Source organism: Corynebacterium sp. HMSC11E11 (assembly GCF_001807025.1).
In the GTDB taxonomy this organism is placed as follows: domain Bacteria; phylum Actinomycetota; class Actinomycetes; order Mycobacteriales; family Mycobacteriaceae; genus Corynebacterium; species Corynebacterium freneyi.
In genome coordinates this window covers 39,861-50,632 of record NZ_KV787163.1, presented here as the reverse complement: position 1 = coordinate 50,632, position 10,772 = coordinate 39,861, and the positions used below count along the sequence as shown (strand labels likewise).

Below are 10,772 nucleotides of genomic sequence, written 5' to 3'. Positions count from 1 at the left end.
CGATTCCTTCGAACATTGGGTAACGATTCGGGTTCGTTTCGCCTCACCGTTCACATGTGCATCGGGCCGCATCCGTACCCGCCGCCGTCGTCAAGCAAAAACATCCGCCCCACAAGAAACGTTCGACGATCCGCCCCCGCACGTATCCTGGTCGCGACCGCGGCCCCGGCGCCACCCCACGCCCCACCTAAGAAAGCGACGCGACGATGTCCGACAAGCCCACCGTCTACTTCCTGTGCAACACCAACGGCGGCAAATCCCAGATGGCCGAAGCCATCATGCGCCTGCGCGCCGACGAAGCCGGCCACGACATCGACGTGCGCTCCGCCGGCCTCACGCCCGCCTCGACGATCAACGCGGACTCCGCGGCCTCCGTCTCCGAAATCGGGGCCGACATGACCTGCGGCACGCCCACCGCCATCGACGACGCCGTCATGCGCGGCGCCGACCGCGTCATCATCGTCGGCGGCGCGGACATCCCGGCCCGCGACGGCATGAAGGCCGACGTCGAGCGCTGGGAAGTCGACGAGCCCAGCCTCCGCGGCATCGAGGGGGAGGAGCGCATGAACCTCATCCGCGACGACATCGACGGACGCGTCCGGAAGCTCCTCGACGACATGTGACCCCGGCTCGCGGACCACCACGCGGGCCGTCGTCAAGCCAAAAACGCCCGGACCTACTCGCTGTCCCGGGAACCGACCAGCGGCATCGGCTTGTACTTGCTGCGCAGCTCCTTCAACGCCAGATCGTGGGCGTACAGGCGCTTGTCCTCGTCCGTCGTCGGCTGGAAATGCGGCACCGGCTGCGGCTTGAAATCATCGTCGATGGCCACGTACGTCATCGACGAATGCAGCGCCAACTGCAGGCCGCCGCGCCCCTTGCGGGGTTCACCCGAATGGACGTGGACGCTCATGTGCATCGACGTCGTGCCCGTGCGCAGAATACGGGCCCGGACCTCCACCAGGTCGCCGATGTGGATCGGCTTGTAGAACCGCACGCCGCCCGCGTACACCGCGATGGTCTGCCGCCCCGCCCAATTCATGGAGCACGCCGACGCCGCCTCGTCGATCCACTCCATCGCCGTGCCGCCGTGTACGTTGCCGCCCCAGTTGACGTCGGACGGCTTGGCCAGGAAACGCGTCACCAGCTCCGGGGCCGAAGACTCGGAGGTGTACGTCTGCGCGCGCATGGCGGCCTCGATGTCGCGGCGCAGCTCGAAGCGGGACAGCGCGGCTTCCCGGGTGCGCTTCTCCTCGTCCGTCTGCGGCTCCCACGGCGGCACCGGGGTCGGCTTCCGGTTTTCGTCCATGGCCACGAAAATGACCAGGCAATCCGCGGCGCGGGTGAACTCGCCCTCGCGGGGGTCGCGCGACAGCACCTCGTTGATGATGTGCATCGACGTGCGGCCGGTGTACGCGATCTTCGACCGGACCTCCACGATGTGGCCGGACGGGATCGGGCGGTCGAAGTGGATGTGGCCGAAATACGCGGTCACGCAGTACTGCCCCGACCAGCCGGTCGCGCAGGCGTAGGCCGCCTTGTCGATCCACTGCAGCACGCGGCCGCCGTGGACGCTGTTGGAGCCGGCCATGAGCACGTCCGTGGGGGCGGCGAGGAAACGGAGGGTCACCGAAGACGAAGGCATGACGTCCACAATAATGCGGGCATGGCAAAGAAGGTCGACCCGATCGAATTGAGGACCGCCATGACGGCGGTGGGGCAGTGGTTGCTTGACGACGGCCAGCCGGCCGCGCGCCCGGGGCGTGCGGAGCTGGCCAAGGCCGTTCGGCTGTCCGCCCGGATGCTCGCCGAAGAAGCGCCCGGGCACAGCGTGGAACTGCGCGTGCCCCCGTTCGTGGCGGTGCAGTGCATCGAAGGGCCCCGGCACACCCGAGGCACCCCGCCCAACGTCGTCGAGATGACGCCCCGGACGTGGCTGCGCATCGCCGCCGGCCTGGTCGGATTCGACGAGGCGCGCGAGCGTGAGGGGGAGGAGCCCGGCGAGTCGATGGACGTGTCGGGCACCCGCGCGGGCGAGCTGGCCGCGCATCTGCCCGTGTGCAGGTTGGGGTGAACGGCAAGGGGCGGTTTGGTCTGCGCCCCGGCGGCGCGACTATCCTGGGCGGCGTGGCCGATACCCTGAACTACGGTTCCCCCGTCCCGGCGTCATCCCAGTCACCCGCCTCCCCGCTCGACGATCTCGGGGAGCAGCCGCCCCGCGAAGAGTGCGGAGTGTTCGGCGTCTGGGCGCCCGGCGAGGACGTCTCCAAGCTCACCTATTACGGGCTGTTCGCCCTGCAGCACCGCGGCCAGGAGGCCGCCGGCATCGCGGTGGGAGACGGAGACCAGATCCTCGTCTTCAAGGATCTGGGTCTGGTGTCCCAGGTCTTCGACGAGCAGTCGCTCGACGCGCTGAAGGGGCACATCGCGGTGGGGCACACTCGATACACCACGGCCGGTTCGCCGTCGTGGGAAAACGCCCAGCCCATGTTCCGCATGGCGCCGGACGGCACCGACATCGCCCTGGGGCACAACGGCAATCTGATCAACCACGTCGCGTTGGCGGAGGAGGCCGCGGGGCACGGCCTCGTCGACCTGTCCGGCCACCTGCCCAGCGACTCCGACATCATGTGCGCCCTGCTGGCGCACGAGACCGGGCTGGTCGCCGACGAGCGTCGCGCCGACGACGGCGCCGCGCACACCGGCACGACGGTGGAGGCGGCGGCCCTGCGTCTGCTGCCGCGGCTCGAGGGCGCGTTCTGCCTGACCTTCACCGACGGCGAAACCCTGTACGCCGCACGCGACCGCCAGGGCGTGCGCCCGCTGGTGCTGGGCCGGCTGTCCAACGGTTGGGTCGTCGCGTCGGAGACCTGCGCCCTCGACATCGTCGGCGCCTCGTTCGTGCGCGAGATCGAACCGGGCGAGCTCGTGGCCATCGATGCCTCCGGCGTGCGGTCCAGCCGTTTCGCCGAAATCAAGCACAAGGGCTGCGTCTTCGAGTACGTCTACCTCGCGCGCCCCGACTCCGTCATCCGCGGTCGCTCCGTCAACGCGGTGCGCCTGGAGCTCGGCCGCCAGCTGGCGCGCGAGTTCCCGGCGGACGGTGATCTGGTCATCCCGGTTCCGGACTCCGGCACCCCCGCCGCCGTGGGCTACGCCCAGGAGTCGGGCATTCCCTTCGGCCAGGGCCTGACCAAGAACGCCTACGTCGGCCGCACCTTCATCCAGCCGTCGCAGACCATTCGCCAGCTGGGCATTCGCCTCAAACTCAACCCTCTGAAGCAGGTCATCGCCGGCAAGCGCCTGGTCGTCGTCGACGACTCCATCGTCCGCGGCAACACCCAGCGCGCGCTGATCCGCATGCTGCGGGAGGCCGGCGCGGCGGAGGTGCACGTGCGCATCGCGTCGCCGCCGGTGAAGTGGCCGTGCTTCTACGGCATCGACTTCGCCTCGCCGGGCGAGCTCATCGCCAATGGTCTGCCCGAGGGCGACCTGGTGCAGGGCATCGCCACGGCCATCGGCGCCGACACCCTCGGCTTCGTGTCCGTGGAGGGCATGACCGAGGCGTCCGAGCAGGCGCCCGCCGACCTGTGCCGCGCCTGCTTCGACGGCGTGTACCCGCTGGGCCTGCCCGCCGGGGACGCCAACGCCGAAGCCGTCGCGCGGATGCAGGCCTCCCCGGCCTGACCCGCGCCGGATACGCTGGACGGCGGATCCGACACAACATTTCCGACAACGAACCTCACCGGGAGACGTGAAGCCGACATGACCGACAACCAGAACACCGGCGCCTCCTACGCCGCGGCCGGCGTGGACATCGAGGCGGGCGACCGCGCCGTCGAGCTGTTCGCCCCGATCGCCAAGAAGGCGACGCGGCCCGAGGTGCGCGGCGGGCTCGGCGGGTTCGCCGGCCTCTTCGCCCTCGGCGACTACAAGAAGCCGCTGCTGGCCGCCGCGTCCGACGGCGTCGGCACGAAGCTGGCCGTCGCGCAGGCGATGGACAAGCACGACACCATCGGCCGCGACCTGGTGGCCATGGTCGTCGACGACCTGGTGGTCTGCGGCGCCGAGCCGTTGTTCCTGCAGGACTACATCGCCATCGGCAAGGTCGTGCCGGAGCACGTCGCCCAGATCGTCTCCGGCATCGCCGAAGGCTGCATCGAGGCGGGCTGCGCCCTGCTGGGCGGCGAGACCGCCGAGCACCCGGGCGTCATGGAGCCCGACGAGTACGACGTGTCCGCCACCGGCGTCGGCGTGGTGGAGGAGGACAAGCTCCTCGGCCCCGACCGCGTCCGCGAGGGCGACGTCATCATCGCCATGGCATCGTCCGGCCTGCACTCCAACGGCTACTCGCTGGCCCGCCACGTCCTGCTCGACAACGCCGGCCTGCCGCTCGACGAGCACATGGAGGACTTCGGCCGCACCCTCGGCGAGGAGCTGCTCGAGCCGACCCGCATCTACGCCAAGGACTGCCTGGCGCTGATGGCGGAGGCGGAGGTCCGCACCTTCTGCCACGTCACCGGCGGCGGGCTGGCCGGCAACATGGCCCGCATCATGCCGGAGGGCCTGGTCGCCGACATGGACCGCGCCACCTGGACCCCGGGCCCGATCTTCCGCACCATCGCCGAGCTGGGCCGCGTGTCCCGCGAGGAGATGGAGAAGACGTTCAACATGGGCGTCGGCATGGTCGCCGTCGTGTCCCCGGAGGACCGCGACCGCGCCCTGGCCATGCTCACCGCCCGCCACATCGACGCCTGGGAGCTCGGCGTCGTCCGCGCCGGCGAGGACGAGCGCGCCGTGCTGCGCGGCGACCACCCGCGCTTTTAGCCAGGGCCGCCGTACGACGGGGAATAAAAGGACGAGGCACAAAAGAAGGGGGCGGGCTTGGCCACATCGGCCGGGGCCCGCCCCCTTCTTTTCACGCTGTGCACGGCATGTTCACCACGGTCGGTGAAACTCCGGGTGCGTCAGCGGTCGTCGCCGCTGTTCCAATCCTCCCAGTCGGAGTAATCGGAGTAGTCATCGTAGGCGCCGTCATCATCCGACTTGCCCACGAGCTCCCGCTGGAGACGCTCCAGATCCATATCCGGAGTGTCGTACTTCAGCTGACGAGCAACCTTCGCCTGCTTTGCCTTGGCACGGCCGCGACCCATGGCCTGACCCCCTTGTTTAGGTCCGGGGCGCGGCACGGGGATTCGGCCGCCCCTCCATCATCTAATGCGTTAATTCCTGAGTGACACCATAGCCCATCTGCGGACGAAGCGTTGACGCCTATCCGCCACACCGCGCCACGGGGCGCGTGATCGGGGGTTGAATCAGGCCGTTGACCTGCGATTTAGATGAAAATGGAGAATTTTCGGCCCACGCCGCGGACGTCAGCGCCCCCGGAGCTTGTCGACGGCCGCCCGTCCCGGCCGCACCGATTCGTCCCGATCCACCGTGGACGGATCCACGGCCACCGCGACGCCGCCCGCGGCGAGATCGACGCCTTCCTGGGAGGACCGCTTCACCAGCGCCAGCGCGACGGGGCCCAGTTCGTGGTGCTCGACGACGGTGCCCACCCGGCCGACGGTGCGCTTGCCCGCGGTCACCGGGTCACCCGGCTCGGGGAGGGCGGAATCGGATCCGTCGACGTGCAGCAGCACCAGGGTGCGCGGGGGTCGACCGAGGTTGTGGACGCGGGAGACGGTTTCCTGGCCGCGGTAGCAGCCCTTGTCCAGGTGCACGGCGGGGCCGATCCACGTCGGGGCCTCGTGGGGGATCATCTTCCCGTCGATGTCCAGGCCCGGCTCGGGGTGCAGGGACACCACGCGTTCGGCCTCCCACGCCATCAGGCCCGTCGGCGTCGCGCCGGCGGAAACCAGGCGATCCCAGGCGTCGGTCAGCCCGTCGCGGGCGACGAACACGTCGCGGGCACCGGTCGCCGGCCACGTCGTGCCGCGCACCACGGTTCCGTCGTCGGACACGGCCACCGCACCGGCGCCCGGGTCCGGCAAACCCGCGGCGGCGAGCACCTTCCCGGCGTCGGGGCCGAGCACCGACACGATCGCCAGGTCCGCGAACTCGACGGTGACGTCGGAGCGGAAGATCATCATGGTCAGGAAACGGTGCAGCGACTCCGCGCCCAACGGGGAGACGTCGAGAAGCACGGAATCCTCCAGGACCGACACGCCCATGTGGTGCAGGACGCGCCCCTGCGGATCCAGGTCGAGGGCCTCGGTGGCGACGCCGGCGCCCGCATCATCGAGCTTCTGGGAAAAAAGGGTGTTCAACCACTCCAGGCGATCCGGGCCGGACACCCGGATGACGCGGAGGTGGGAACGATCCACCAGTGCGGCGCCGTCGGCGATCGCCCGCTGTTCGACCAGAGGCGAGCCGTAATGCCATGCGACGCCCGCCCGCCCACCGGGATCACCGTCCGGGACGGCGACCGCCCCGGCGACGTGATGAACGATCGGACTGAACTCATCGATGGTCACGTCGGCCATCGTAACGCGCCGCCCGGGGAATAAGCTATGGGGCATGACAGCCCCGCATCGCGACATCATCCTCGTCGACGTCCTCTCCGGCGACGCCCCCCGCGTCGCCGACGGTTCGGCGCCCTTCCTCTACCCGGATGACCTCGGCGCCGTCCGCGGCGACGGCGTCTTCGAAACACTGTTGATCAGGGATGGTCACGCCTGCAACGTCGCCCGCCACGAAGACCGGTTCCTGTCCTCGGCCGACATGCTGCAGCTGCCCGCCCCCGACCTCGACCGGTGGCGCGAAGCCTCCGCGCTGGCCGTCGCCGAATGGAACGACGGGGCGATCGACGGCGATGCGTCGATGCGGTGGGTCTACTCCCGCGGCCGCGAATCCACGGGCCTGCCGACCGGCTACATCATGGTCACCCCCGCCGCCGGCGTCGCCGCAGCCCGCGAGCGCGGCGTGCGGGTCATGCTCGCCGAACGCGGCTTCGAGCTCGACCTGGGCAACCGGGCCCCGTGGGCGCTCATCGGCGCCAAGACGCTGTCCTACGCCGCCAACATGGCCGCCCTGCGCCACGCGAAGGAGCACGGCTTCGACGACGTCATCTTCACCTCGGCGGAGGGCAACCTCCTGGAGGGGCCGACGTCGACGATCATCCTCGTCCGCGGCCGCCGGCTGCTCACCCCGAACCCCGGCGAAGGCGTGCTGCCCGGCACGACCCAGGCCGCGCTGTTCGATCTCGCCGCCGAAAAGGGCTGGGAGTGCGTGCCGTCGCAGCTCACGCCGGAAGACCTGCGCACCGCCGACGCGGTGTGGCTGGTCTCCTCCGTTCGCATCGCGGTGCGCGTGACCTCCCTCGACGGCGAAGAGCTCCCCGCGCCCGGCCCGGAAGCGGAAGCCGAGTTCAGGGAGCTCTGCGACGAAGCCCTCGCGCGTTAACCGGCCCAGCGCTTCAGCTGGGCGGACATGCGCGGGATGAACTCATCGCCGCGCAGGCGCTCGTCGACCCACCCGAGGTCGTTGTTCGGCATCAGGCCGTACAGGCGCTTGCCCGGGCCCAGCGACGCCGGTCCGGTGGCGGTGACCATCGTCGACGCCGCCTGGACCTCCCACGCGCGTTCGGTGACCGGCTTGCCGTAGTAGATCTCCACGACGCCGGTCGAGTGGGTGCACAGGAACTCGATCTCGTCGTCGTCGTTGATGCGCCAGAAACCGGTCTCGCGCAGGTCGGGGCCGATGACGTTGTCGTCCTCGTCGATCTTCCAGAACCGCGAGTCGTAGCTGAGGTAGTTCTCGCCGTCGTGGCTGAAGATGATCTGCTGGCCGAAGCGGTACTGGCCGTCGACGACGGTGTCGGCCTGGCCTTCGCCGCGCCACACGCCGACCAGCGGCAGCAGCGCCAGCAGGCCGTCGTGCAGGTTGGGGCCGTGGCGCAGGTTCGCGGTGTTCTCCGCGATCGGCAGTCCCGGCAGGTCCGCGATGTTGCGCCCGCCGGTCGACGCGGATTGCTCGGCGGCCCGGTCGATTGCCTCGTTGCCGTCGAGGCGGCGGGGAACGTCTCCCGTGTTTTCGTTGGTGTCGCTCATGCCTCCGACACTACTGCGAAGAGTCGTCGCCCCGGTCCGTCTCCCCGCCGAGTTCGGGGTCGTGCGTGGCCACGGGCAGGAAGTCCTCGGGCGAGACGGTGCGGAACAGTTCGTCGCCCTCGATGAAGACGGAGCCGCCCGAGACGTAGATGCGGGTGGGCCGCTGGCGCAGGGGCAGTTCGGCCCCGGTCAACTCCAGTTCGAAGGCGGGCAGGATCGCGTCGATGGCGTCGTCGGAAAGCTCCCGGCCCCGACGGACGTCCTTCGAATCCGGTCCCTCGGGCCCCGAGATGACCTCGACGGGGATGAACTTCGCGTCGCCCCGCACGATCCGCAGCTTGACGACGACTTCCGCGGGCGCCGACCACCCCGGGGGAGTGGCCTCGAAGATGGCCTCGGTTTCCCAGCCGCCGGCGGGCGAGATGTCCTCGTGGTTCTGGATGGCCAGGTCGGTGAAGTCGAACTGGCGGCCCAACGACAGGCCGTCGAGCTGCAGCGTCGTGTGGTAGCGCTCGGTGAAGCCGTTCTTGAAATCGCCGGACCACACCGCTGACGGGGGCACCTCGACGTCGACGGCGCCGGATTCGACGGACACCAGGCCGAAGTTGTCGATCTCCAGGTCGCGGGCGCGGACCTGGATGGAACTCCACTTGCCGGTGAAGAACGACGACGCGTAGGCGGCGCCGCCCAGCCTGACGTAGGGGTCGGCGGGCAGGTTCATTTCCTCGCGGATCCGGTTGGCCAGGTTGCGTTCCGCGTGGATGGCGAGCCCGAAATCCGCGCCAACGGCGAGCAGCGCGACGGCGCCGACGGCGGCGAAAATGCGTGTGACCGGGCGAGAAATGCTCACCCCCCATTAGTACCGCATGCGCGTCGGGCCGAGAATGCGCGGCCGTTAAGATGATCCCGGTAGGAGATCCGAGAAGAACCGAAAAGAAGCGGAGTGTGCTCCCGTGCGCCTGGCCATCGTCAGCAACGACCCCGGGGTCCGTGAGCGCGTGCCCAATCTCGGGCTGCTGAACCACGACATCATCCGGATGCCGGCCACCGAGGAATCGGCGACTCTGCTGGAGGACGTCACCGTCGCGATCATCGACGCCACCGGCCCGGATCTGGTGGCCGCGCGCGGGCTGTGCCGGCACATCGCGGGGGCGAACCCGGATCTGCCGGTGGCGGTGCTCGCGGCGGACACGGCGTTGATCGCCATCGACGGTTCGTGGGCGGTCGATGATTTCCTGTTGCCGTCGGCGACGCCGGCGGAGATCGACGCGCGCCTGCGGCTGCTGTTGTCGCGCCACCCGGTGCCGGTGACGGAGCCGGAGGAGAGCCCGGTGCTCACGCTCGGCGATCTGGTCGTCGACGAGCACACGTACACCGCGCGCCTCAACGGTGAGCCGATGAACCTGACGTTCAAGGAGTTCGAGCTCCTGCGGTTCCTCACCCGCAACGCCGGTCGCGTCTACACGCGCGAGCAGTTGCTGCAGGACGTGTGGGGCTACGACTACTACGGCGGCACGCGTACGGTGGACGTTCACGTCCGGCGTTTGCGGGCCAAGCTCGGCCATCGTCACGAGGGGCTCATCGCCACCGTCCGCAACGTCGGCTACAAGGCAGTCGAGCCCGAGGAGGACCAGCCGTGACGTTCCGCATCGAAGAAGGCGCGCCCGATCTCGCCGAGGCCCGGGCCCTGTTGTCCGCCATCGAGGCGGCCGACGGGGTCGAGCCCTTCGGAGAGGCGTTCGTTCTGGGACTGTCGGATCCTTCCGCCGGTCATCGGCACCTGCGGGTGCTTGACGACGGTTCGCTGGTCGGGTTGGCCGCCGTCGCCGACGATTCCGCCGAATTGGCCGTCGCGGTGGAGCACCGCCGCCGTGGGGCGGGCACCGCGCTGCTGCGGGCCGTCGACGAACTCGTCGGAAAGCCCCTTCCCGTGTGGGCCCATGGAGACGTGCCGGGGGCCGCGGAACTGGCGGCGTCGTCCGGGCGGCGCGTGGTGCGCGAACTGCTGCAGATGACCGCCCCCGGGCAGGCCGTGTCGGGGCTCGGCGAGGAGGAACCGCCGGCCGGGATCCGGCTCGAGGACCTGCCCGCGGCCACCGCCCGGATGGGGGAGGACGCGGTCGACGAGGCGTGGCTGGCCGTCAACAACGAAGCCTTCGACTGGCACCCCGAACAGGGCGGGTGGGACCTGGAGCGGCTGCGGCGCGGACGTTCCGTCGAGTGGTTCGACCCGGCCGGCGTGCTGTTCGCCGTCGACGAGGACACGGGGGAGATCCTCGGCTTCCACTGGACCAAGCAGCATGGCGGGGGAGTCGGCGAGGTGTACGTCATCGGGCTCGCCGATGCGGCGCGCGGCCGCGGCATCGGCGGTTGGCTGACGCGCGCGGGGATGCGCCACCTGCGGGATCGGGGCGACGATCGGGTGATCCTGTACGTGGAAGGCGACAACGAACCGGCGGTGCGGACGTACGAGCGAACGGGTTTCGAGGTGGCCCGACGCGACGTCATGTACGGAATGTGAGTGAAGTCTCCGCCCGTGGGGCGGAATTACTTGCCTAGTTCACTCATCGTTCATCTTCTGCATGTGATCCGGCAACCATCGGCCTATACCTTTCTCAGACAGCGGAGTCCGACCGGACTTCGACATCCGTGTGAGGTGCGCCGTTTTTCGGCGCGCATCGACGGATCGAAACGACAGCCCTGTCGGGCCCTTGCCCG

Annotated in this window: 12 protein-coding genes; 7 read left to right on the top strand and 5 right to left on the bottom strand. The window is 69.6% G+C overall.

The features are described from left to right. The first annotated feature begins 206 nt into the window (after positions 1-206). A complete protein-coding gene (locus tag HMPREF3121_RS10285) occupies positions 207-623 on the top strand; it encodes an arsenate-mycothiol transferase ArsC (RefSeq protein ID WP_070523126.1) in 417 nt (138 codons plus the stop codon). Positions 624-676: 53 nt separating this feature from the next. On the opposite strand, the gene HMPREF3121_RS10280 is transcribed toward HMPREF3121_RS10285, so the two are convergent. After that, positions 677-1,645, bottom strand: coding sequence for an acyl-CoA thioesterase (locus tag HMPREF3121_RS10280; protein WP_070523140.1), 969 nt, complete (start codon positions 1,643-1,645; stop codon positions 677-679). A gap of 21 nt (positions 1,646-1,666) precedes the next feature. Here HMPREF3121_RS10280 and HMPREF3121_RS10275 point away from each other — a divergent pair, with 21 nt between their 5' ends. The 3 genes from HMPREF3121_RS10275 to purM all read left to right on the top strand — a co-directional run bounded on the left by HMPREF3121_RS10275 (position 1,667) and on the right by purM (position 4,827). Further along, positions 1,667-2,074, top strand: coding sequence for a sterol carrier family protein (locus HMPREF3121_RS10275; protein WP_070523123.1), 408 nt, complete (start codon positions 1,667-1,669; stop codon positions 2,072-2,074). A 53-nt stretch (positions 2,075-2,127) separates the two neighbouring features. Continuing rightward, positions 2,128-3,687 carry an amidophosphoribosyltransferase gene (gene purF / locus HMPREF3121_RS10270; RefSeq protein WP_052054321.1) on the top strand — a complete coding sequence of 520 codons (1,560 nt, stop codon included), beginning with the start codon at positions 2,128-2,130 and terminating at the stop codon, positions 3,685-3,687. Between the two features lie 78 nt (positions 3,688-3,765). Then, complete coding sequence (gene purM / locus HMPREF3121_RS10265) at positions 3,766-4,827, top strand: phosphoribosylformylglycinamidine cyclo-ligase (RefSeq protein WP_035122780.1); 1,062 nt, start codon at positions 3,766-3,768, stop codon at positions 4,825-4,827. Between the two features lie 140 nt (positions 4,828-4,967). Here the strand turns inward: purM and HMPREF3121_RS10260 are convergent, their stop codons facing one another. Both HMPREF3121_RS10260 and HMPREF3121_RS10255 read right to left on the bottom strand, forming a co-directional pair. Then, positions 4,968-5,153, bottom strand: a complete 186-nt coding sequence (locus HMPREF3121_RS10260; RefSeq protein ID WP_070523120.1) for a DUF3073 domain-containing protein — start codon at positions 5,151-5,153, stop codon at positions 4,968-4,970. A 222-nt stretch (positions 5,154-5,375) separates the two neighbouring features. After that, a complete protein-coding gene (locus tag HMPREF3121_RS10255) occupies positions 5,376-6,488 on the bottom strand; it encodes a CAF17-like 4Fe-4S cluster assembly/insertion protein YgfZ (protein WP_070523115.1) in 1,113 nt (370 codons plus the stop codon). A 34-nt stretch (positions 6,489-6,522) separates the two neighbouring features. Between HMPREF3121_RS10255 and HMPREF3121_RS10250 the strand changes: the two genes are divergently transcribed. Further along, complete coding sequence (locus HMPREF3121_RS10250) at positions 6,523-7,407, top strand: aminodeoxychorismate lyase (RefSeq protein WP_035122772.1); 885 nt, start codon at positions 6,523-6,525, stop codon at positions 7,405-7,407. Here HMPREF3121_RS10250 and HMPREF3121_RS10245 read toward each other — a convergent pair. Together HMPREF3121_RS10245 and HMPREF3121_RS10240 are read right to left on the bottom strand one after the other, a co-directional pair. Then, positions 7,404-8,054 carry a heme-binding beta-barrel domain-containing protein gene (locus HMPREF3121_RS10245; protein ID WP_035122769.1) on the bottom strand — a complete coding sequence of 217 codons (651 nt, stop codon included), beginning with the start codon at positions 8,052-8,054 and terminating at the stop codon, positions 7,404-7,406. The two genes, HMPREF3121_RS10250 and HMPREF3121_RS10245, sit on opposite strands and share 4 nt — an antisense overlap. 10 nt (positions 8,055-8,064) lie before the next feature. Continuing rightward, positions 8,065-8,904 (bottom strand): LmeA family phospholipid-binding protein, encoded by an 840-nt coding sequence (locus tag HMPREF3121_RS10240; protein ID WP_070523114.1) that lies wholly within the window; start codon positions 8,902-8,904, stop codon positions 8,065-8,067. A 103-nt stretch (positions 8,905-9,007) separates the two neighbouring features. Between HMPREF3121_RS10240 and HMPREF3121_RS10235 the strand changes: the two genes are divergently transcribed. Both HMPREF3121_RS10235 and mshD read left to right on the top strand, forming a co-directional pair. Continuing rightward, a complete protein-coding gene (locus tag HMPREF3121_RS10235) occupies positions 9,008-9,694 on the top strand; it encodes a winged helix-turn-helix transcriptional regulator (RefSeq protein ID WP_070523111.1) in 687 nt (228 codons plus the stop codon). Next, positions 9,691-10,575: a mycothiol synthase gene (gene mshD, locus HMPREF3121_RS10230; RefSeq protein WP_035122763.1), complete on the top strand. Its 885-nt coding sequence runs from the start codon at positions 9,691-9,693 to the stop codon at positions 10,573-10,575. The genes HMPREF3121_RS10235 and mshD overlap by 4 nt, the downstream gene beginning before the upstream one ends. The last annotated feature ends 197 nt before the right edge of the window (positions 10,576-10,772 follow it).

Coding starts and splice junctions, on each gene's coding strand:
- HMPREF3121_RS10285 (WP_070523126.1), top strand. CDS start 207: ATGTCCGACAAGCCCACCGTCTACTTCCTGTGCAACACCAACGGCGGC.
- HMPREF3121_RS10280 (WP_070523140.1), bottom strand. CDS start 1,645: ATGCCTTCGTCTTCGGTGACCCTCCGTTTCCTCGCCGCCCCCACGGAC.
- HMPREF3121_RS10275 (WP_070523123.1), top strand. CDS start 1,667: ATGGCAAAGAAGGTCGACCCGATCGAATTGAGGACCGCCATGACGGCG.
- purM (WP_035122780.1), top strand. CDS start 3,766: ATGACCGACAACCAGAACACCGGCGCCTCCTACGCCGCGGCCGGCGTG.
- HMPREF3121_RS10260 (WP_070523120.1), bottom strand. CDS start 5,153: ATGGGTCGCGGCCGTGCCAAGGCAAAGCAGGCGAAGGTTGCTCGTCAG.
- HMPREF3121_RS10255 (WP_070523115.1), bottom strand. CDS start 6,488: ATGGCCGACGTGACCATCGATGAGTTCAGTCCGATCGTTCATCACGTC.
- HMPREF3121_RS10250 (WP_035122772.1), top strand. CDS start 6,523: ATGACAGCCCCGCATCGCGACATCATCCTCGTCGACGTCCTCTCCGGC.
- HMPREF3121_RS10245 (WP_035122769.1), bottom strand. CDS start 8,054: ATGAGCGACACCAACGAAAACACGGGAGACGTTCCCCGCCGCCTCGAC.